General features: G+C 69.3%; 20 protein-coding genes and 1 pseudogene. 9 read left to right on the plus strand and 12 right to left on the minus strand.

Features of this window, described 5'->3' with window-relative positions; all coding sequences use genetic code 11:
* Window positions 1-678 precede the first annotated feature (678 nt).
* Genes J4H86_RS13405 through J4H86_RS13420 form a run of 4 tightly spaced genes read right to left on the minus strand, consistent with a single transcriptional unit; the run spans window position 679 to window position 4895 of the window.
* Entirely contained in the window at window positions 679-1653 is a 975-nt protein-coding gene (locus tag J4H86_RS13405; RefSeq protein ID WP_236543831.1) for a Bug family tripartite tricarboxylate transporter substrate binding protein, read from the minus strand.
* Complete coding sequence (locus J4H86_RS13410) at window positions 1650-3314, minus strand: tripartite tricarboxylate transporter permease (RefSeq protein WP_236543832.1); 1665 nt, start codon at window positions 3312-3314, stop codon at window positions 1650-1652. Before J4H86_RS13410 ends, J4H86_RS13405 begins: the two co-directional genes overlap by 4 nt.
* A gap of 15 nt (window positions 3315-3329) precedes the next feature.
* Window positions 3330-3875, minus strand: a complete 546-nt coding sequence (locus J4H86_RS13415; protein ID WP_236543833.1) for a tripartite tricarboxylate transporter TctB family protein — start codon at window positions 3873-3875, stop codon at window positions 3330-3332.
* 3 nt (window positions 3876-3878) lie between these two features.
* A complete protein-coding gene (locus tag J4H86_RS13420) occupies window positions 3879-4895 on the minus strand; it encodes a tripartite tricarboxylate transporter substrate binding protein (protein ID WP_236543834.1) in 1017 nt (338 codons plus the stop codon).
* A 261-nt stretch (window positions 4896-5156) separates the two neighbouring features.
* Between J4H86_RS13420 and J4H86_RS13425 the strand changes: the two genes are divergently transcribed.
* Together J4H86_RS13425 and J4H86_RS13430 are read left to right on the plus strand one after the other, a co-directional pair.
* On the plus strand, window positions 5157-6773 hold the full coding sequence (locus tag J4H86_RS13425; protein ID WP_236543835.1) for a sensor histidine kinase: 1617 nt from the start codon (window positions 5157-5159) through the stop codon (window positions 6771-6773).
* Window positions 6770-7453 (plus strand): response regulator, encoded by a 684-nt coding sequence (locus J4H86_RS13430; protein ID WP_236543836.1) that lies wholly within the window; start codon window positions 6770-6772, stop codon window positions 7451-7453. Before J4H86_RS13425 ends, J4H86_RS13430 begins: the two co-directional genes overlap by 4 nt.
* Here the strand turns inward: J4H86_RS13430 and J4H86_RS13435 are convergent, their stop codons facing one another.
* A complete protein-coding gene (locus tag J4H86_RS13435) occupies window positions 7454-8470 on the minus strand; it encodes an alpha/beta fold hydrolase (protein WP_236543837.1) in 1017 nt (338 codons plus the stop codon).
* 248 nt (window positions 8471-8718) lie between these two features.
* Between J4H86_RS13435 and J4H86_RS13440 the strand changes: the two genes are divergently transcribed.
* A complete protein-coding gene (locus J4H86_RS13440) occupies window positions 8719-10173 on the plus strand; it encodes an HNH endonuclease signature motif containing protein (protein ID WP_236543838.1) in 1455 nt (484 codons plus the stop codon).
* A gap of 10 nt (window positions 10174-10183) precedes the next feature.
* Here the strand turns inward: J4H86_RS13440 and galK are convergent, their stop codons facing one another.
* Genes galK through J4H86_RS13460 form a run of 4 tightly spaced genes read right to left on the minus strand, consistent with a single transcriptional unit; the run spans window position 10184 to window position 14295 of the window.
* Window positions 10184-11365 carry a galactokinase gene (gene galK, locus J4H86_RS13445; RefSeq protein ID WP_236543839.1) on the minus strand — a complete coding sequence of 394 codons (1182 nt, stop codon included), beginning with the start codon at window positions 11363-11365 and terminating at the stop codon, window positions 10184-10186.
* Complete coding sequence (gene galE, locus J4H86_RS13450) at window positions 11352-12362, minus strand: UDP-glucose 4-epimerase GalE (RefSeq protein ID WP_236537545.1); 1011 nt, start codon at window positions 12360-12362, stop codon at window positions 11352-11354. Before galE ends, galK begins: the two co-directional genes overlap by 14 nt.
* On the minus strand, window positions 12359-13477 hold the full coding sequence (gene galT / locus J4H86_RS13455; protein ID WP_236537546.1) for a galactose-1-phosphate uridylyltransferase: 1119 nt from the start codon (window positions 13475-13477) through the stop codon (window positions 12359-12361). Before galT ends, galE begins: the two co-directional genes overlap by 4 nt.
* A complete protein-coding gene (locus J4H86_RS13460) occupies window positions 13474-14295 on the minus strand; it encodes a DeoR/GlpR family DNA-binding transcription regulator (protein ID WP_236537547.1) in 822 nt (273 codons plus the stop codon). The genes galT and J4H86_RS13460 overlap by 4 nt, the downstream gene beginning before the upstream one ends.
* A 211-nt stretch (window positions 14296-14506) precedes the next feature.
* Between J4H86_RS13460 and J4H86_RS13465 the strand changes: the two genes are divergently transcribed.
* From J4H86_RS13465 to J4H86_RS13475, 3 genes are read left to right on the plus strand one after another with little or no spacing between them, the layout of a single operon-like run.
* Window positions 14507-15796: an ABC transporter substrate-binding protein gene (locus J4H86_RS13465; protein WP_236537548.1), complete on the plus strand. Its 1290-nt coding sequence runs from the start codon at window positions 14507-14509 to the stop codon at window positions 15794-15796.
* 37 nt (window positions 15797-15833) lie between these two features.
* On the plus strand, window positions 15834-16730 hold the full coding sequence (locus tag J4H86_RS13470; protein ID WP_236537549.1) for a carbohydrate ABC transporter permease: 897 nt from the start codon (window positions 15834-15836) through the stop codon (window positions 16728-16730).
* Window positions 16727-17590, plus strand: a complete 864-nt coding sequence (locus J4H86_RS13475; protein WP_394356371.1) for a carbohydrate ABC transporter permease — start codon at window positions 16727-16729, stop codon at window positions 17588-17590. Before J4H86_RS13470 ends, J4H86_RS13475 begins: the two co-directional genes overlap by 4 nt.
* On the opposite strand, the gene J4H86_RS13480 is transcribed toward J4H86_RS13475, so the two are convergent.
* On the minus strand, window positions 17580-18164 hold the full coding sequence (locus J4H86_RS13480) for a DUF2306 domain-containing protein (RefSeq protein ID WP_269134583.1): 585 nt from the start codon (window positions 18162-18164) through the stop codon (window positions 17580-17582). The two genes, J4H86_RS13475 and J4H86_RS13480, sit on opposite strands and share 11 nt — an antisense overlap.
* A gap of 8 nt (window positions 18165-18172) precedes the next feature.
* Here J4H86_RS13480 and J4H86_RS13485 point away from each other — a divergent pair.
* Both J4H86_RS13485 and J4H86_RS13490 read left to right on the plus strand, forming a co-directional pair.
* Window positions 18173-18628, plus strand: a pseudogene (locus J4H86_RS13485) (TetR/AcrR family transcriptional regulator C-terminal domain-containing protein); the annotation flags it as partial.
* A gap of 359 nt (window positions 18629-18987) precedes the next feature.
* Complete coding sequence (locus tag J4H86_RS13490) at window positions 18988-20097, plus strand: type I restriction endonuclease (RefSeq protein WP_236537552.1); 1110 nt, start codon at window positions 18988-18990, stop codon at window positions 20095-20097.
* Window positions 20098-20138: 41 nt separating this feature from the next.
* On the opposite strand, the gene J4H86_RS13495 is transcribed toward J4H86_RS13490, so the two are convergent.
* Complete coding sequence (locus J4H86_RS13495) at window positions 20139-20555, minus strand: VOC family protein (RefSeq protein ID WP_236537553.1); 417 nt, start codon at window positions 20553-20555, stop codon at window positions 20139-20141.
* Between the two features lie 233 nt (window positions 20556-20788).
* On the opposite strand from J4H86_RS13495, the gene J4H86_RS13500 reads away from it, so the two are divergent.
* Complete coding sequence (locus tag J4H86_RS13500) at window positions 20789-20950, plus strand: hypothetical protein (RefSeq protein WP_236537554.1); 162 nt, start codon at window positions 20789-20791, stop codon at window positions 20948-20950.
* Between the two features lie 33 nt (window positions 20951-20983).
* On the opposite strand, the gene J4H86_RS13505 is transcribed toward J4H86_RS13500, so the two are convergent.
* Window positions 20984-21379, minus strand: coding sequence for a thiol-disulfide oxidoreductase DCC family protein (locus tag J4H86_RS13505; RefSeq protein ID WP_236537555.1), 396 nt, complete (start codon window positions 21377-21379; stop codon window positions 20984-20986).
* Between the last annotated feature and the right edge of the window lie 13 nt (window positions 21380-21392).

Raw genomic sequence — 21392 nt, forward strand, 5'->3', positions numbered from 1 at the left:
TATACGGTGATGGGGTATTTTCTATACCCTACGGGGGTATAAAGCAAGTCCGTCTTCCCCTCGGATCGGGAAGACCACGAGGAAAGGAACGGCCCCATGTCACGAGAGCTGCGTCTCCGGTGGACCTCCCCGTCCACCCGACGCGTCCTGGCCACGACAGAGCTCGTGGTTCGTCTGTGTTGTCGCGCCCTGGTCGCCTCAGGGCGAGCGGACCTCAGCGGCCGAGCCTCCCGAGGTACCTGGTTCCTCCGCGCGGGCGCGACCACGCCCCTCCCCTGCGACCGCGGTGGGAGGCGGGCATAGCGGCAGTCACTCTGGCCGGGCCGCGCGAGCGGCCCGGCCCCCCGGAACGCGTGGCGGTCGTCGCGTGCGGCCTCGCCGTCGAACCCGGCATGACAGATCCCGCCCCCGGAAGAACCGCGCGGAGCGCGTCCGTTCCCGGTGCCACACCGCACCACGCGACGCGGCGGACCGCCACGATCCGCACGACTCCGGCTCCGTCCCAACACCGAATCCGACGGCGAAGGCCTCTCGAGCGGCCGGCGCGGACCGCACTGGTGGGCCAACGCAGACACGAGCCGAGGAGCACCGCGCTCGACCACGCGGGGACCGCCGCGTGCGGGGCGCTCGCACTGGCGGGGTGGCGCGGTGCGCGGTGCCGCCCGGGTCGGTGGCGGGTCACTGGAGGTCGAGTGACTCCAGAAGGGTGTCGATGCGGTCGACTTCTTCGGTGAGGAAGGTCGCGTAGTCGTCGCCGGCGAGGAAGGCGTCGTCCCAGTGGTTGGCGGCGAGGGTTTCCCGCCATTGGGGGGACTCGCGGAGGGCTTCGAGGCCGTCGATCATCTCGTCGCGGCTCTCCTCGCTCACGGCGGGTGGGGCGATCAGGCCGCGCCAGTTGGTGAACTCGAGGTCGACGCCGGTCTCCTTCAGGGTCGGGGCGTCGATTCCGTCTATTCGGTCGGGACCGGTGACGGCGAGGACACGGAGTTCGCCGGCGTCGATCGCGTTGCGGTACTCCCCGGCGCCCGCGGACGCCACGTCGACGTCGTGGCTGCGGATCGCGGCGAGGAGCTCACCGCCGCCGTCGTGCCACACGTAGTCGGCGTCCTCGACGTCCACACCGACGGTTTCGGCGAGCAGGAGCGCGGACAGGTGGTCGGGTCCAGCGAAGGCGGATCCACCACCGATCCGCACGGTGGTGTCGGGGTCGGCCCAGGCGGCGAGGAAGTCGTCCAGGGTCTCGAATGGGGATTCGGGGGGAACGAGCCACGCCCCCGGCTCCTCGATCAGGCGAGCCAGGGGCGTCGCGTCGGTGATGGGGTGGGCACTGTCCTCCGTGCGGGTGACGGCGACCAGGCCCATGCCCATCGCGAGGAGCAGCCGGTCGTCGTGCTGCTCGTACATCAGCCGGGCGAGGGCGGTGGTTCCCGCCCCGCCCGTCAGGTTGAACACCTCGATGTCGTCGGCGAGCTCGGCCTCGCCGGCCACTGCGGCCACGCTGCGGGCGGTGATGTCGTACCCGCCTCCCGGCGGGTTCGGCACCATGATCCGGACCTCGTCCAGGGGGCCCGCCCCCAGTCCGGGAGCGACTCCACACGCGGTGAGCACGGTCACCGCCACGGCGCCGGCGGCGCACCGCAGCAGGCCTCTCATGACGTGCCGCGGCCTCCGTCGTTCGTTCCGTCACTGTCGGTCGGGTCGCCCGCGTCGGGAGCGGACTGCGCGTCGGTCGAGTTCACCGCCGTGACGGAGTTTGCCGACTCGGGCGCGTCCTCGGCTGCGTCGGCGTCCGGTGCGACGGCGATGTCCGTAGCCCCGCTCTGGGCGTTGCCCCCCGTGCGGCGACGCCACAGGTACCCGATCAGCGGGCTCGCCAGGGAGAGCGCGCCCACCGCCAGGAGTCCGGCGGAGATCGGCTGGCTGAGGAAGATCGACCAGTCGCCGTGCGAGATCTGCAGCGCCTGGCGCATCGACCGCTCCATCAACCCGCCGAGGATCACCCCGAGGATAAGCGGAGCCAGTGGGAAGCCGTTCTGTCGCATCAGGTATCCGATGATCCCGAAGCCCAACAGCAGGAACAGGTCGAAGATGCTGAAGCTCAGACCGTAGATGCCGATGACGCAGAACACGACGATCAGGGGCAGCAGGATCGCCGGCGGCGTCTTGAGGATCTTGGCGAAGAGGGGGATCAGCGGCAGGTTGAGTACAAGCAGCACGATGTTGCCGATGTACATGCTGGCGATGATTCCCCAGAACACCTCCGGTCGGTCGCTGAGCATCAGCGGCCCCGGTTGGATTCCCAGCACCATCAGCGCGCCGAGCAGGATCGCGGTGGTCCCGGATCCGGGGACGCCGAGGGTGAGGAGGGGAACGAAGCTGCCGACCGCGGCGGAGTTGTTGGCCGACTCCGGAGCGGTCAGTCCCTTGATGTTGCCCTTGCCGAACGTGTGACCGTCCTTGGCGAGCTTCTTCTCCGAGGCGTAGCCCAGGAACGAGGCGACGGTCGCCCCGGCACCGGGCAGCACGCCGATGAAGAAGCCGAGCAGCGACTGCCGACTGGACACCTTCGTGATACTGCCCAGCTCTTGGCGGTTCAGCCACAGCGAGCCGATGGTCATCGCGTTCATGCCCTGGCTCCGCCGAACCAGGAGCGCGAACACCTCCGCCAGGGCGAAGAGCCCGAGGGCGACGATGAGGAACTCGATGCCCTCGTAGAGTTCCGGCAGCCCGAAGGTGAACCGCTGCACCGGGGTGGTGCTGTCGGTGCCCACCAGGGCGATCATGACGCCCACGACGGCGGCGATCAGTCCCTTGACGAGGTTCTGGCCCGACAGTGAGACGACCGCGGTGAGCCCGAGCACCATCAGCGCGAAGTACTCGGCGGGTCCGAACGCGACGGCGACGCGGGAGAGCTGCGGCGCGACCAGCATCAACAGCACGACACTGATGGTGCCGCCAATGAACGACGCGACCGCCGCCGTGGCCAGGGCCTTGCCCGCGTAGCCCTTGCGGGCCATGGGGTAGCCATCGAAGGACGTCGCCACCGTACTGGCGACGCCGGGCGCGTTCAGCAGGATCGACGAGGTGGACCCACCGAAGATCGCGCCGTAGTAGACGCCCGCGAGCATGATCATCGCCGTCGTGGCGTCGAGCCCGTAGGCGATCGGAATCAGCAGGGCGATCGCGCTCATCGGGCCGAGCCCGGGCAGCAACCCGATGATCGTTCCGGCGAGAACACCGAGGAACACGAACACCAGGTTCTCCGGCGCCAGCGCGATGCTGAACCCGTAGAAGAGTTGGTTGAGGGTCTCCATCAGAACTCCGCTGCCTCAGAAGGGGAATGGGCCGCTGGGGAGGACGACGTTGAGCCCCTCCGTCATGCCGAAGTACAGGACCGCCGTGACGCCCGCGCTCACCGCCAAGTTCACCAGGTGACGGCGGTAGCCGAGGTACCAGGTGGTCAGCACCGTGTAGAGCGTGGTGGACAGCAGGAAGCCCAGGGGGGTGATCAGGGCGATGTAGACCGCGGCGGAAGCGGCGAACAACGCCAGCTCCAGCCGCGGGTCGGACAGTCTCCCCAACCGCGTCCCCGTCTCGGCGCCCTCGTCCGACGTCCCCTCGGAGTCGGCGACGTTGGACGCGGCGCCCGATCCCGAGGCGGTCGCGTCCTTACCGGCGCCGCCCTTCTGCAGGAACAACAGGATCGACAGGATGAGCAGCGCGACACCGAGCCAGCGCGGCAGCGTGGAGGGCTGAACCGGGACCTGAACGGCGGTGAAGTCCGGCATCTGGAACGCCAGCACCAGGTAACCGATCGCGATGAGCCCCAGTGCCACCGCCATGACGCGGTTGGAGAAGCGGAAGGGGGTGTCCATGGGTCAGTCCTGCTCGTTGACGAGGCCGACCTCGTCCAGGATTTCCAGGGAGTCCTCGTGCACCTCGTCCAGGAAGGCGCCGAAGTCCGCGCTGTTCATGTAGGAGTCCTCCCAGCCGAGGTTCTCGCGCTCCTCCTGCCAGGCGTCGCTCTCCACCATCTCGGAGAACAGGTCCTCGTAGTACTCGACCTGCTCGTCGGTGATGTCCGGCGGGCCCATGACGCCCCGCCAGATGTCGAAGGTGTAGTCGATGCCCTCGTCGTTGAGCGTGGGGACGTCCGGGTGGTCGTCGAGGGTCTCGGGCGCGGAGACGGCGAGCATCCGGGCCTCGCCGGCGTCGACCATCGGGATCGCCTCGCCGACGCCGGTGACGACGGCCTCGAGGTGCCCACCGATCATGGAGGTGATGGCCTCACCACCGCCGTCGTGCGGGATGTAGTTGACGTCGGTGGCCTCGCCGCCGGCGGCGTGCACGGCGCCGGCCAGGGCCACGTGGTCCATGCTTCCCGGAGCGGAGCCTCCGCCGATGCTGATGGCCTCGGGGTCGTCGTCGATCGCGTCGACCAGGTCCTGGAAGGTCTCCAGCTCGGAGTCCTCGGGCACGACGTAGGTCATGTACTCGGTGGCGAGCGCGGACAGCGGCGTGAAGTCGTCGTAGGTGTACTCCGACTCACCGGACAGCGGCACGAGGATGATGGGCGGGCTGGTGACGAACAGTCGGTGCGCGTCGTCGGGGGTGTTGGCGATGCCGGCCCAGGCGATGGCGCCGCCGGCTCCCGGCTGGTTCTCGACCTGGATGGAGTCGACCATGTCGTTCTCTTCCAGGACGCGCGCGGTGGTGCGCGCCAACATGTCCCAGCCGCCGCCGGTGTCCGCGGGGGCGATCAGGTCGATCGGGCGCTCCGGCTCCCACTCGCCGTCGGCGTTGGTCCCACCGCCGTCGCCGCCACACGCGGTGGCGAGCACGGCGACCGAGAATCCCGCGACGATGGTGCGACAGGTGCGGGGTGTGCGAAGCATGGGGGTCTCCACGGTTAGGCATGACGTGCAGCACATGCTGCGGGGCGGTACATACGTAACCAGCGGGAAACGCGCTGGAAAACCGTTGTGATCATTAAGCCGGCAGTGGTGGTAACGGTCCTTGTGGTCGTTGTGTCCATGAATCCACGGAGGAGCAGGTAGTTGGTGCGATTGGGGGCGCGACGTGCGACGATGACCCTTTCGTCCGACCCGCCCCCGTGATCTCGCCGTAACGGGGGCCCTTGACCCAAGGAGCGACCGGTGCGCCCCCGCCTGACCCTCGCGGGACAGTTCCTCACCCTGCAGCTCACGATCGTGGCCGCGGTCGTCGTCGCCGTCGTCGGCGTCTCCTTCGCGCAGGCCAGCGAACGTTTCCGGCACGTTGAGGGCCAGGCGATGCTGGCCGTGGCGGAGTCGGCGGCGTCCACCGACGCCATCCGGACCGGCCTGTCCGACCGCGACCAGGAGGGCATCCTCCAGCCGCAGGCCGAGGCGCTGCGCACCCTGTCCGACGCCGACCACCTCATCGTCACCGACCTGGAGCGACGCATCCTGACCTCGGTGAATCCCGGCCTGATCGGGGAGCCGCTGGATCTTCGAGAGAGCACCGTACTCTCCGGCAGCACCTGGGTCGGCGTCATGGACGTGAACGGTGAACGGGTCATCGCCGCCCACGTCCCGGTGATCGACGACGAAGGCCGGATCGTCGGACTCGCGGCCGCGGGGCGGACGGTCCCCGGGCCGATCGGGCAGCTCATCTCGGCGGCGCCGACCCTCCTGGTGCTCGTCGGACTGGCGACTGTTCTCGGCTTCGTCGGCTCGCTGCTGCTGGCCCGCCGGGTCAAACGCCAGACCCTCGGCCTGGAACCGGAGGAGATCGCGCGCCTCGCCGAACACCGCACCGCCATGCTGCACGGCATCAAGGAGGGCGTTCTCGGACTGGACCGGCAGCACCGGGTCACCCTGGTCAACGAGGAGGCCGCGCACCTGCTCCGACTCCCCACGGACTCCCTCGGCCGCCCCCTCGCCGACCTCGGCCTGGAGCCCGACGTACACGAGGCCCTCACCGACCAGGTGCAGGAGCCTGACCGTGTGGTCCTGATCCGTGACCGGCTGGTCACCATGAACTGGATGCCGTTGGAGAGCAGGGACCGGAGGATCGGCTCGGTCACGACGATGCGCGACCGAACGGACCTGTCCCGCCTCCAGCAGGAGCTGGACCTGAGCCGAACCACGACCGACGCGCTGCGGGCACAGGCCCACGAGTTCAGCAACCAACTCCACGTGATCACCGGCCTGTTGGGGTTGGAGGAGTACGACGAGGCCACCCGCTACGTCTCCACCATCGGCGGGACCCGCACCCAGTGGGCCGACGACGTCTCCTCCTTGGTCGCCGACCCGTCGGTGGCGGCGCTGCTCATCGCCAAGGCCAGCGTCGCCGCCGAGCTCGGTGTGGAGCTGCGCGTCTCGCCGGGGACCCGCCTCGAACCGCACAGCGCGGAACTCTCCGACGACTTGGTGATGGTCGTCGGCAACCTGGTCGACAACGCCCTGGAGGCGGTGCGCGGCGACTCCTCGGCGTGGGTGGAGGTGGAGGTCGAGGACTCCGAGTGGGAGGTGCGGGTACGGGTGTGTGACTCCGGCCAGGGAGTCCCGGTTGAGCTGGCCGGCGAAGTGTTCCGGCACGGCTTCAGCACCAAACCCGCGGGGGGTACCTACCGTGGGGTGGGGCTCGCCCTAATCCGGCTGGTGTGCGGCCGACGCGGCGGATCGGCCTCGGTCCACGGGTCGGAGTTCGTCGCCACACTGCCCCACGGCCCCACCGAGGAACGCTTCGGCGACAGGACCGTGTCCCTGCCAGGGAAGGAGGCCCCGTGATTCGCGTGCTCGTCGTGGACGACGACTTCATGGTCGCGCGCATCCACCGGCGCATCGTCGAGCGTGTCCCCGGTTTCACGGTGGTCGCCGAGGCGCGCACCGGCGCCGAGGCGTTGGAACTCGTCCGTGGTCACTCCCCCGACCTCGTACTTCTCGACATCTACCTGCCGGACATCACCGGGATCGAGGTGCTGCGCCGACTGCGGGAGCTGGAGGAGCGGGTGGACGTTCTCGCGGTGACCGCCGCGAAGGACGCCGCGACCGTGCGCAAGGCACTGCACGGCGGCGTGGTGCACTACGTGATCAAGCCCTTCGAACCGGAGGTGCTGCACGACCGACTCACTCACTACCGCGACACCCGCACCGGTCTCCTCACCGAGGGCGACCACCACCAGGACGCCCTGGACCGTGTCTTCGGCACCCCGTCTCGGCCCCGGGCCGAGCCCGAGCCGCCGCCACGCACGCCCAAGGGCCTGAGCCACGAGTCGGTGCAGCTCATCGAGACGGTGCTCCGCCGCGAGGGCGACCTCTCCGCCTCCGAGTGCGCGCAACGCACCGGCCTGTCCCGGGTGAGCTCCCGCCGTTACCTGGAGTTCCTCGTCGAAGGCGGCAAAGCCGAAGTCCACCTCCGCTACGGCACCGCCGGCCGCCCGGAGCGCCGCTACCGCTGGAACGGGTGACTACCGGGCCAGCAGGTCCTTGAGTGCCTGGTCGATGAAGTTGGTGTCGGTGGAGTGGGCGCCGACGCCGGCGAAGTGTCCCCAGACCGACGGAATGGGGCGGAACTCGGCGTTCGGCATGAGGGACGTCTCGTACTCGCTGTCCTCGGGGGTGAAATAGAGGTCGGTCTGGCCGGGCATCACGATGGCGCGGGCGGTGATGGAGCCGAGCGCGGCCTCGAAGTCGCCGTGGAACCGGTCGTTGGCGGCGACGTTTCCCGTCTGCCAGGTCTTGGCCATGGCGAGGAGGTTGTTCGGGTCGCGTTCCAGGAAGAACCCCTCCCAGTAGCCGACGAGGAAGTCCTCCAGGGAGGTGAATCCGAGGTCGCGCCACAGTTCCGACCGGTAGAACGCCTGGGAGACGCCCCAGCCGGCGTAGACGCGGCCCACCGCGCGCAGCGCGCGGTGTGGCTTGGTGGTGTACCAGCCGTCGTCCCAGGCGGCGTCGGTGTGGATGGCCGCGCGCACCGCCTCCAGGAAGACGTGGTTGTGTGGCCAGCACTTCGCGGTGCCACAGAAGGGCGCGATGCGTTCGACCATGTCGGGGTACGCCGCGCCCCACTCGAACGACTGCATCGCGGCCATGGACCACCCAGTGACCAGGGAGACTCGTTCGATGCCGAGCCTCTCGGTGACCAGCCGGTGCTGCAACCGCACCTGGTCGTGCACGGTCACCAGCGGGAACCGGCTCTGGTTGAACGGCTCGGGAGTGTTGCTCGGCGAGCTGGAGAGCCCGTTGCCCAGCATGTTGGGCACGATGACGAACCGATCCGCGGGGTCGAGCGCCCGTCCCGGGCCGATCAGCCATTCGTTGTCGGGGTGCTGCCCGGAGTACCAGGTGGGGTAGACGACGACGTTGTCCCGCGCGGCGTTCAGTTCGCCGTAGGTCTTGTAGGCGAGCTCGACCCGCGGCAGCGTGAAACCCGACTGCAGCGCGACGTCGTCGAACACCGCGATCTCGTAGTCCCGCTGGCCCATGCGTCCACTCCTCAACGTCGACCGGAACACACCGCGTGGGGCGGACGGCCCCGTGCCATCGCACGACACCGTCGCAGGTGATCCGTCCCCGGCCTACGGCCACGCAAAACCCCGCACCCGTTCGGCGCGGGAGGCACTCGCCTCTCCGACACATTCAACGGACAATCCGCTGGTCGGGACCATTGGCGTGTGTCCACAGATCCGGCGCGCGGCTTGTCCCGGGTAGCCAGTCGAGCGATCCTGGATGCATGGACTTCTCCAGTACCGCATCCGCACCGAGGTCGGTGCGCGCTGAGCTCGCACGGGCTCTGGCGCGCGTCGCCGAGCTCGACCCGTACGGGGTGGAGGAGGCGGAACTGGTGGGTGTGGTCACCGACTGCGCCAAACTGGCCGCCGCCACCGCCGGTATGAAACTGGCGGCGGTCGCGGAGTTGGCCCGGCGGTTCGACGAGCACGAGCACGGGGCTCTCGCGTCGGGCGCGGAATGCGCTGGAGCGGAGGTCTCGCTGGCGCTGCGCCTCACCCCGGCCGCCGCGGACCGGCTTGTCGTTCTGGCTCAAGGTCTCGCGGATCGGCTGCCCGCTACCGCGACCGCGCTACGGGGCGGGCGCATCGGTGAGGACAAGGCGCGTGTGCTGGTGGAGGAAACCATCAATGTCTCCCCAGACGTGGCCCAGCGGGTCGAAGAACGGGCGCTGTCCTTCGCGTCACGCCTGACCGCCCCCCGCTTCCGCCGACGGGTGCGCGTGCTCGTCATAGAGACCGATCCCGACGGCGCGGCCCAGCGACGCGACGCCGCTGTCGCCGAACGACGGGTAGGCATGTGGGACGACGGCGAAGGCACTACCACCCTCGCCGGTTCCAGCCTTCCCGCTGGGCCCGCGATCGAGGCCTACCACCACCTCGACGCGATGGCGCGTCAGCTCCACCGCACCGAAGCCGACCTCATGCGCCAGCCGCGAACCCTGGAACAGGTTCGCGCTGACCTCTTCCTCGACATGATCCGTGGTCGCTCCCCGAGGCCATCCCCACACGAGGACGGTTCTTCCGCGCCAGCGCGAGTCGATCTCCCGGCCACCAACGACGACACGCATTGGCCAGGAGATCCCCCGGCCAGCACCGGGGAAAGCCTGCTCCCAGCCGACACCCACCACCCGCCCCCCACCCCTGTTGGACGGCTCCACCTCACGATCCCCTTCGACACGCTCATCGGTGAAGGACAGGCGCCCGGGGAAGCCGCCGGCTACGGACCCCTCCTCGCCGACGTCGCCCAACACCTCGCACAACGCGCTCTCGCCTCGCCCCGGTCCACGCTGGCGTGCTGGACCGTCACCGACGAGCATGGCGGCGCCGTCGCCCACGGCACCACCAGTTATCGGCCCAGTACCCGGATGCGCGCTGAAATCCTCGCTCGGCACGCGAACTGCGCGTTCCCGACCTGCGGCCAGCCGGCGACCCGTTGCGATCTGGACCACACCACCCCGTACGACAAGGGCGGACCGACCTGCCCCTGCAACCTCGCTCCCCTGTGTCGCCGGCATCACCGCCTCAAGCAACACCTCGACTGGCGCATCACCCACCCGGCTCCAGGGCATCTCACCTGGAAGACACCCACCGGGGCCGTCCATACCGCTCAGCCCAGGGCGATATCCACGCGCTACGCCTCTCCCCGGGACCCCCCACCCACATCACGCGCCCCGTAAGAGCGCCCGGTCACTCGCGCAGCGAGCGTGCTCCGGGGGACGGAGTGGGGGTGAACGAGGTGGGGGGCGTGAAGGCCCTCCGGGCGAAGGCGTCGCGGACCGCGGCGGTGCACCGTGGGGCCGTGCCCGACTCCACGAGGGAGATCACGCATCCGCCGAAGCCGCCGCCTGTGATTCGGGCTCCCAGTGCGCCGGCCGTCAGCAGCGCGTCGACGGCGGTGTCGACCTCGGGGACGCTGACCTCGAAGTCGTCGCGCAGGGAGACGTGGCTGGCGGTGAGGAGCGGACCGATCGCGCGGGTCCGTCCCTGACGGAGGAGGTGCACGGTCTCCAGCACTCGCGCGTTCTCGGTGACGACGTGCCGGACCCGTCGGCGGAGGCGGTTCTCGGGGAGGGCCGCGAGCGCGCCGGGGAGGTCGGTCGGGTCCACGTCCCGCAGCGCGGGAACACCGAGCAGCACCGCCGCCCACTCGCACGTCCAGCGCCGTTCGGCGTACTCGTCGGTGACGAGCCGATGCGGGGCGCGGGTGTCGATGACCAGGAACTCGGTGTCGTCCTCCCCCGGGGCCAGGGGCACGGGCGTGGTCTCGAGGGAACGGGCGTCGACCAGCAGCGCGTGCTGGTCGATCCCCAGCAGGACCGCGAGTTGGTCCATGATGCCGCAGGGCATCCCGACGAAGTCGTTCTCGGCGCGCTGGGCGGTCCGGGCCGTGGCGTGTGGGTCGAGGTCAAGGCCGTAGAGGTCCGAGGTGGCCCGGGTGACCGCGCACGTGAGCGCGGCCGAGGAGGACAGGCCGGCCCCCAGGGGCACGGCACTGTCGACCAGGATCTCCATCCCACCCACGGGGTGGCCGGCCCGGACGAGATCCCACACCACGCCGGCCGGGTAGGCCGCCCAACCCCGCACCGTCCCCGGCGCGAGCTCGGGGGCAGTGGTGTCCAGAGTCCCGTCGGCCTGGCGGGAGCGGATGGTCAGGGTGTCGTCGCCGGTCGGGGCGGCGGCGACGGTGAGCAGGTGCGGCAGGGCGAAGGGGAGCGCGAACCCGTCGTTGTAGTCCGTGTGCTCGCCGATCAGGTTGATGCGCCCGGGCGCCGCCCACAGGGCCTCGGGTTCCCGGCCGAAGACGGAGCGGAAGTCCGCCGCCAGCACCGCACCACGACCGCCGGCGTCGTTGTCGTCATCCCCGGTCACAACTGACGCCTTCGTATCCAGCGCGGTCGCCGCCGCCAACGTCGCGTCGGGACCGGTTCCGCTCGAAGTTCCAGGCGTCGCCGATGGTTTCCTCGAGACCGCGGCGCGGCGTCCAGTCCAGCTCCGCCCAGGCGCGGTCGTTGCTGGCGACGAGGACCGCCGGATCGCCGTGGCGACGCGGACCGGCCACCGACGGGAGCGCTTCTCCGGTGACCCGACGGACGGCGTCGAGGATCTCGCGGACGGTGTGCCCGGTGCCGCTCCCCAGGTTGATCGCCCGGAACCGGCCGGGCTCGGCGCGGTCCAGGGCCCGCAGGTGGGCGTCGGCCAGATCGACGACGTGCAGGTAGTCCCGGACGGCGGTTCCGTCCCGAGTGGGGTAGTCGGTTCCGTGGATCCGGGCGGGTTCGGTCCCCTCGTAGGCGGCGCGCAGCAGGCTGGGGATCAGGTGGGTCTCCGGGGTGTGGCGCTCGCCCAGGCCGCCCCAGGCGCCGGCGACGTTGAAGTACCGCAGGCTCACCACGCCGAGGTCGTAGGCCTCGGCCCAGGACGACACCATGTGGTCCACGGCCAGTTTGCTGGCGCCGTAGGGGTTGGTGGGGACGGCGGGGTCGGTCTCCCGAATGGGGGTGGACACCGGGTCTCCGTACACGGCGGCGGTGGACGAGACCACCAGGCGACGTGTCCCCCAGCCGGCGGTCGCGTCGAGGAGGGCGAGGGTGCCGGCCACGTTGGTGCGCCAGTACGCCTCGGGGTCGGTCGTGGATTCGCTCACCAGTGACTTCGCCGCGAGATGCACCACCGCGTCGACGGGGCCGCGCACGGTCTCGCCCGCGTCGCGGACGTCGGCCCGGACCAGCGGGACTCCCACGGGCACCGCGTCGGCGTGCCCGGTGGAGAGGTCGTCGAGGACGACGACGTCGTGCCCGGCCTCGGCGAGGAGCTTGGTGACCACGCTGCCGATGTATCCGGCGCCCCCGGTGACGAGGACTCTCATGACAGCGCCTCCCGCAGCCGCGTGGCGATCGTCTCCGGTGGAACGTCGTTGACGAACACACCCATGGCGGCCTCCGATCCGGCGAGGTACTTGAGTTTCCCCGGCGCGCGGCGCACGGAGAGGAGCTCCAGGTGGAGGTAGGCGAGGTCGCGTTTGGTACGGACCGGCGCCTGGTGCCAGGCCGACACGTAGGGCATGGGCAGGTCGAACAGCCGGTCCATCGCGCGGAGGACGGAACGGTAGAGGACGCTGAAGTCGTCCCGTTCGGCGTCGGTCAGCGCGGGGAGGTCCGGGACCCGCCGGTGGGGGTAGAGATGGACCTCGACCGGCCAACGCGCGGCGGCCGGGACGAACGCCGTCCAGTGCTCGGTCGTCCGCACGACGCGGAGTCCGGCGAGCCGTTCGGCGTGCAGATTGTCGGCGTAGAGGTTGCGACCGGTCCGGTCCTGGTACTCCGTCGCCGAGTCGAGGGCGCGGGTGGTGCGGGGGGTGACGAAGGGGTAGCCGTAGATCTGGCCGTGGGGGTGGTGCAGGGTCACCCCGATCTCCGGCCCCCGGTTCTCGAAACAGAACACCTCCTCCACCGCGGGGCTCGCGGCGAGAGCCTGGGTGCGGTCGGCGAGGACGTCGACGATGGTGCGGATCCGCCGCTCGGGCAGGTCCGCGACGGACGCGTCGTGGTCCGGGGTGAAGCACACGACCTCGCAGCGGCCCCGCGCGTGGCCACGGGACGACACCAGTTCGCCGACGTCGGGGAGGGAGGTGTCCGGGGCGGCCATCAGGGCCGGGAAGCGGTTCTCGAAGCAGACCACGTCGTAGGTGGACGCCGGGATCTCGCTCTGGTTGTCCGCGCTGGACGGACACAGGGGGCAGGAGTCGGAAGGGGGTAGGTGTGTGCGCTCCTGCCGGTGGGCGGCGATCACCACCCACTCGCGGCGGAGGGGGTCGAACCGCATCTCCGGGGCGGTGGGGCGGTCCTCCGCCGCGCGCCGGTCGACGGGGACGGCGGGCTCCGCACGTGCCCCCGCTTCCCCCGGCCGGCCGCCGCTCGGTGCGGTCTCGTCGTAGTAGAGGATCTCGCGGCCGTCGGCCAGGGTTCCCGTCGTCTTCCTCACGGCTCGTCCCGTTCCCCCTGGTCGTGCTGGTCCCCGTTCCCACGGTCCGGATCGGCGAGGATCACCCGGTCCACGTGGCCGCTGAGCGCGTCGTGGGCCTCGTCGTCGAGTCCGGTGTCGGTGACGAGGACGTCGCAGCGGGACAGCGGGGCGATGGTGCTGATACCGACGGTCTGCCACTTGGTGTGGTCCGCGACGACGATGAGGGTGCGGGCGGCCTCGACGAGCGCGGCGTTCGTCTCCGCCTCCATCAGGTTCGGCGTGGTGAAGCCGGCGCGTTCGGTCATCCCGTGCACGCCGAGGATCAGGACGTCCAGGTGGAGGTTACGCAGCGCGGCCACGGCGATCGGGCCGACGAGCGCGTCCGACGGGGTGCGGAAGCCGCCGGTCAGTGCCACCGTCTGATCCGGCCGGGAGGCGCGGTAGAACACCTCGGCGGCCTGGAGGCTGTTGGTCACCACCGTGAGGCCCGTGGTGTCGCGGAGGTGATGGGCGACGGCGCGGGTCGTCGTCCCGGCACTGAGCCCGACGGCACTGCCCGGCTCGACCAGCCGGGCCGCCTCACGGGCGATCGCGTCCTTCTCCCGCTCCTCGCGCGTGGACTTCACCGCGAACCCGGGTTCCTCCGTGCTGGTGACGTGCGGAGCGACGGCTCCGCCGTGCACCTTACGGATCGCGCCGCGGGACTCTAGCGCGTCGAGGTCCCGGCGGATGGTCATGTCGGAGACGGAGAGACTCTCCACCAGGTCGGTGACCCGTACTCCCCCGGACCGGCGCACCTGGTCCAGGATCAGCTCGCGCCGCTGCGCAGCCAGCATCCGTCCTCCGGAATGGTAGATCGTGTTCGAATGTGTTTGAAACAGTTTCCCATCGCGACCTCGACTGTCAACTATCTCCGCAACTGGGCTGTTCCGACCAGCGATCACGTTCAGTTTTGGTGAGAAACGTTGACATCACCCGCGTCTGGTGCGGATGATGTGGTTTCCAGTGACCGTGGTCACATGACCGATCTGCAGCGAGGGGCCCACGATGCGCAACATCAGTCCTGCCCTGGGGGCACGGTGGAAGGTGGCCGGAGCGGCCGCGCTCGTGGGGGTCCTCGCGGCGACAGCCTGTGGCGGCGACGGTGGCGGGGGCGACGACAGCGAGGTCGAGGTCTTCTCCTGGTGGACCGGTGGCGGTGAGGCGGCGGGACTCGACGCCCTGATCGAGGAGTTCGAGGCCAACAACGACATCTCCTTCGTGAACGCCGCCGTGGCCGGTGGTTCCGGCACCAACGCCCAAGCCGTCCTCGAGGGACGCCTGCAGAGCCAGGATCCACCGGACTCCTTCCAGGGCCACGCCGGCGCCGAGCTCCGTGACTACATTGAGGCCGACTACCTGGAGCCACTCGACGACTTCTTCGAAGAACAGGGCCTGAACGACGCCTACCCGGACCAGCTGCTGGACCAGGCGAGCTACGAGGGCAGCGTGTACTCCGTCCCGGTGAACATCCACCGGTCCAACGTGCTCTGGTACAACCCCTCCGTGCTGGAGGACGCCGGGCTCGACCCCGAGGCCCCTCCGGAGAGCGTCGAGGACTTCGTCGCGGCGTTGGAGCAGGTCGAGGAGGAGACCGACGTCATCCCCCTGTCCGTCGGGGCGCAGTGGACCGTGGACCACCTGCTGGAGAGCGTCCTGCTGGGTTCCTTGGGCACCGAGGCCTACAACGCCCTCTGGGAGCCGGACGCCGACTGGAGCACGGCCGAGGTCAGCGACGCGTTGGACGACTTCGCGACCATCATGGAGTTCACGCAGGAGGAGTCGGACGCCGAGGACTGGCAGGAGCCCTCACAGCGGATCGTGGACGGCGAGGCCGCGTTCAACATCATGGGCGACTGGGCCGCCGGCTTCTTCGACGAGCTGGAGATGACCCCCGGCGAGGACTACATGTGGGCCGCGTCGCCAGGAACCGACGGCACCCACATGTGGCTGTCGGACAGCTTCACCCTGCCGGTCGGCGCACCCAACGAGGGCGCGGCACTGGAGTGGCTGGAGTTCGTGGGCAGCCAGGAGGGCCAGGACATCTTCAACCCCCTCAAGGGCTCGATCCCCGCCCGGACCGACGTCGACCCCGCGGCCTACGCCGACAGCGAGTACCTCACCTGGGCGCTCGAGGAGTGGGAGTCCTCCGAACTGGCCGGGTCGTTCTGGCACGGGGTCACCGTCGACAACCGGTGGAAGAGCGACATCGACACCGCACTGGGCCTCTACCTGCAGGACGACGACCTGGAGACGCTGCAGGAGCAGCTCGCTCAGGCCGCGCAGGAGACCGAGTAGTGGACCGCCCGTCCTGTCGGGGAGGGGAGACCTGCCGGTGAAGCGGGCACGCGCGTGGCTGCCAGGCCTCCTCCTCGTCTCCCCCTCCATCCTGTTGATCGGTGTCTTCGTCTACGGACTGATCGGCTGGAACTTCCGACTGGCCCTCAGCGACCAGCACAACCCCATCGACGACGGGGACTTCGTCGGGTTCGCCAACTTCGTGGCGCTGTGGCAGGAGGCGCGCTGGCCCGCCGCCGTCGGCAACGCCGTCGTGTTCACCGTGGTGTTCGTGGGCGGCGCCCTGGTGATGGGGTGGCTCCTCGCACTGCTGCTCGACAAGGGGATCAAGGGCGAGTCCACGTTACGCACCATCTACCTGGCGCCGATGGCGGTGTCGTTCATCGCGACCGGTGTGGTGTGGCGGTGGCTGATGAACCCGGCGCCCGCCGACCGCGCGACCGGGTTGAACGCGCTCTTCGTCAACCTCAACCTGGACTTCCTGGTCAACAGTTGGTGGACCGCGCCGAACTTCGGCATGGCCGCGATGGCGCTCCCGGCGATCTGGCAGCTCTCCGGCTACATCATGGCGCTGTTCCTGGCCGGGTTCCGTGGGGTGTCGGAGGACCTGCGGGAGGCCGCCCGCGTCGACGGGTGCTCGGAGTGGCAGGTGTACTGGCACGTCGTCATGCCGCAGCTCCGCCCCGTCACCCTCTCCGCCGTGATCATCCTCGGGCACATGTCGTTGAAGGTGTTCGACCTGATCATCGCGATCGCCGGGAAGCAGATCGTCGCCGACGTCCCCGCCGTCTACATGTGGGACATGGTCTTCGAGGTGCGTGACCCCGCCAAGGGAGCCACCATCGCCGCGTACATGCTGATCGCGGTGGCGGCCTTCGTCATCCCCTACCTCGTGTGGAGCATGCGCAAGGAACGAAGCGAGGGGCGGGCATGACCATCACCACCAGCGGAGCGACCCGGCCGGTCGGCGGGGGGCGTCGGGCCACGGCGGCCCGCACGGCCAAGTTCGTGGTGCTGTTCCTTGTGGCCGCGGTGTTCCTCCTGCCGATGTACGTCCTGCTGGTCACCAGCTTCAAACCCTTCGAGGAGGCCACCGCCTCGGCCGCGTGGCTCCTGCCCCGGAACTGGAGCCTGGAGGCGTGGACCGTCGCCTGGCGGGAGCTCGCGCCCGGGCTGTGGAACAGCGTGAAACTGGTGGTGCCCAGCGCCGTCATCTCCGCGGTACTGGGCTCCATGAACGGCTACGTCCTGGCCAAGTGGCGCTTCCCCTACGCCGACGTCGTGTTCACGCTGTTCCTGTTCGGGATGTTCATCCCCTACCAGGCGGTCATGATCCCGCTGCAGCAGCTCATGATCTCCGCGAACCTGATGGGCGGCCTGTTCCCGGTGATCCTCGCGCACGTCGTGTACGGGATCCCGATCTGCACCCTGATCTTCCGCAACTACTACGCGAGCGTCCCCGACGGCCTGATCGAGGCCGCCCGCGTCGACGGGTGCGGCATGCTGCGCACCTACGCGTCGGTCATCCTCCCGATCTCCGCCCCCGCCTTCGCGGTCACGTTGATCTGGCAGGTCACCCAGGCCTGGAACGACTTCCTGTTCGCGGTGTTCCTCACCGGCCCCAACAGTTGGCCGGTCACCGTCCAACTCAACAACGTCGCCGGCGCGATGACCGTCGCCTACAACCAACAGATGGCCGCCGCCATCCTCGCCTCGCTGCCCACCATCGTCATCTACCTCATCCTGGGCCGCTACTTCATGCGCGGCCTGATGGCGGGATCGCTCAAGGGGTAGGCGCCGGGCGCGCCGCCCGACGCCTACGGCCACCGTCGCGCTCCAGCCACCACTGGGAGATCACGAGCGAGAACGCGAGGCTGAGCCAGATGTTGATACTCGTCGCGCTCTGCAACATCAGTTCGTCGCTTCCGGCGTAGACGGTGTCCACGACCTGGGCGAGGCTGATGATCGCCGGGATCGCGAAGATTCGGCTGACGATGATGGACATCGTCAGCACGAAGCTGCGGATCATCCACCGCCGGTGCTCGTCGAACCGCCGCGCCCGCGCGGCCAGGAACCCGCGCAGGGTGACGAAGAGCCACAGCAGCGCGATGACGATGTTGCCGACCATGGTGGATGGCCCGAACGGCGTGTGCAGGCCGATGTACACGGCGGTCACTCCGGCCGGCACGACCCCCGCGAGGACGTAGACCCGCCCCGTGATCCGGTGTCCGCGGCGGTGACGCCGACGAAACCACGGCCAGATCTGGAAACAGCAGGTCACCATGGCCACGGTCCCGGTGAGGACATGGGTGACCAGGAGCGGGTAGTAGACCCACCGCGGCGGGACACCCGCCCGAGGTCGACGGATTCGACGACTGGCGGCTCGCGGTGAACCACTGGGCCGGCGAGCTGTGGACCGTCTTCCAGCGGCGCCCCTGGCTGCTCCGCATCCCCTTCGACCGCCCCCCCTTGGGCCCGAACCAACTGACCTGGCTGGACCGCCTCCTCCAGTGCCTTCAGACCGCTGGGCTGCGTGGCGAGGAGTCGATGGCGTCCGGCCTCTTCCTGATCTCGGCGATCCGAGGCCTCGCCCTCGTCGACACCGATCTGGGCCGCTCGTCTCAGCACACCGAGGCGCCAACCGATACGTCAGGCATCCTCGCCCAACTCGTCGACCACGCCACCTTCCCTGGCCTCGCGAAGGCGATCGCCCACACCGAACAGGCGACCGCCCCCCTCACCCCCGACTCCCCCATCCCCGTCCAACTCCGCTTCGGCCTCGACCGCTTCTGCGACGGCGTGGAGGCCTGGGTGAAGAACGCCCGCTCCTGAGCGGCGGCGACAGGACGGATCCGAGACGCGCACGAACGGCGAGCACCGGGTGGATCACCGTTCGGTGCCTCACCCGCCATCCCTACTTTTTCGCCACAGGGATCGACGACGGCCGCGGTGACGCAGCCTCCGCCCCTGGGGAGGGCGCGAATCCGGATCCTCCGCGTTGGTTTCCGACACCCGAGAATCCCTTATCAAACCGTGAATTCGCTAAACGCGAATTCGTTACTGATCCACTGTTCTACTGGCCCTCGGGAGGGCGCCACCGGGGGGCGCGAGCGGCAGCCATGGGAGTGGGGCGCCGCGCGGCGAGATTCTTCCACCGACGCAGGCCACCAGCAGTCAGGGAAGAGCACGCTATGGAATTCCACGAGCGCCTCGGTGCGATCGCCGCCAAGATCCGCAGTCAGCGGGACACGATCCAGACCGAGGAAGCGACGAAGAACGCGTTCATCATGCCGTTCATCGCCCAGGTCCTCGGCTACGACGTCTTCGACCCCCGAGAGGTCGTTCCGGAGTTCACCGCGGACGTGGGGGTGAAGAGGAACGAGAAGGTCGACTACGCCATCATCCACGAGGGCGAGGTCCAGATCCTGGTCGAGTGCAAGAAGTCGACCGAACCGCTGAGCACCGAGCACGCCGGACAGCTCTTCCGGTACTTCGCGGTCACCAACGCGCGCATCGCGGTCCTCACCAACGGCATCACCTACGAGTTCTACACGGATCTCGACTCACCGAACCGGATGGACGAGAAACCGTTCCTGATCGTCGACCTCCTGTCACTCGACGAGACGCTCCTCCCGGAGCTGAGGAAGCTCACCAAGGAGGCCTTCGACCTGGACTCGGTCATCAACGCGGCCGAGCAACTCCGGTTCCTGGGCTCGATCAAGCGGACCCTCGCCGCACAGTTCCGGGAGCCCGAGGAGGAGTGGGTCCGCTTCTTCTGGAAACGCGCCACGGACGGGTCACTGACCAAACGACGTCTCGAGCAGTTCACGCCGCTCGTCGCGGAGGCGGCGTCCCAGTTCCTCAACGACCAGGCGAACGAACGTCTCAAGGCCGCGCTGGGCGCCGGCCAGAGTCCACCGGCCGACCACGAGGGGGACGGCGAGACCGACGACACGGACACCGGGAGTGAGTCCCACGGCGAGGACGCGGAGGGAACGGACTCCGAGATCGTCACCACGCTGGAGGAGCTGGAGGGCTACCGCATCGTCAAGGCGATCGCCGGGCTGGAGGTCGCCCCGGGGAGGATCACCTACCGCGACTCCAAGTCGTACTTCGCGGTGCTGGTGGACGACAACAACCGCAAACCGGTGGCCCGTCTGCACTTCAACGCCAAGACACGCAGACACCTCGGGACGTTCGACGCCGAGAAGAACGAGACCCGGCACTTGATCTCCGGGCCGGAGGACATCTATCTCCACAGCGACGCGATCCGCGCGGCCGCCCGGACCTTCGGCGGCTGAGGTGAGGGGTGGGGCAAGGCCCCCGTGCCATGCCCCACCCCTCACCTCTCGTCGGTCGCGTTCATCTCCACGAAGTGCGGGTTGTACATGACGCCGAGGACGTTGCCGAAGGGATCGAGGAAGGCCGTGGTGATGAAGCCTTCGCCCCGGTCCTTGAGCGGCTCGATCTCGGTGCAGCCCAGGGCGACCAGGCGTTCGTGGGCGGCGTGGACATCGTCGACGTGCCAGTACATCACTGTGCCACCCGGGCCAGGGGACAGGGTCTCCGGGCGGTAGCGGCTGTCGATCAAGCCCAGCTCGTCCTGGTTGTCGCCCACCCGGAACTCGTAGTACCCGACCTTCCCCCCTACTCCGGGCACCGAGAAGTAAGGTTCGATGCCAAGCAGATCCGCGTACCAGCGCTTCGCGGCCTCCAGATCATCGGCCCAGTAGCTGACCGTGGCCATTCCTCGCAGCATGGGTTTCTCCCCCGGGTCGTGCGTCAGGGACGTCACGGACGGTAGACGTGATCGCGGACGATGAGTGTCCGCGATCTGGGCCCCGCTCGCCCCTCGCTCCTCCTTCCTGCGTCCTACCCGCGGAAACGCCCGCGCACATGGGTCGGCCGGGACATCTGTCATGCCCAACGGATGACAGCGAGCCCTGCCACGGGTGGCTCCAGGACGGGAGGATGGTGATCGAGGGAGGCACCATGTCCGAACAGCCCCAGAAGCGACGACGCTATGGTCTGACCGGCGTCGTCATGGTCGTGTGCGGAGCGTTCTTCGGCCTGATCATGGGCGACCTCGTAGTCGGCGCCATCTTCGGTGCCGCATTCGGTGCCGCGATCCTGCTGCTCTACCCGAAGACGTGACGCGTTGAGCGCGTGGGGAACCCCCGAGGGCAGCTATTCCCCCGGGCGTTCCCCACGGGGAAGCTGGCAGGCGGGAGTCGCTCCGGGCAGCCGGTGCCGGTTGGCGGCCACGAGCCGATAGCCGAGCTCCGCCACGTCCCGCACAACCGGCGCGCGCAGCAGGAACCCCAGCGCGTGCCATCCCCGACCACGGGTGTGCCGGAGGAGCTCACCGACGGCCGCGGCTCCACTGTGGACGTCTCCCCTGGGTCCGACCCACAGCACCGCCCGGCGTGCACGCGCGACGCTGACACCCATCGTGGCCAGGTCGGCGTCCTGCCAGGCCCGCACGGTGGTGCGCACAGGAAGGCGGTCGACGACGAACCACACGCAGCGCGTACAGAAGCCGCAGTCGCCGTCGTACAGAAGCACCGGCTCGTGGGTGGTCATGGGATACACCTTC

Source organism: Spiractinospora alimapuensis (assembly GCF_018437505.1).
Lineage (GTDB): Bacteria > Actinomycetota > Actinomycetes > Streptosporangiales > Streptosporangiaceae > Spiractinospora > Spiractinospora alimapuensis.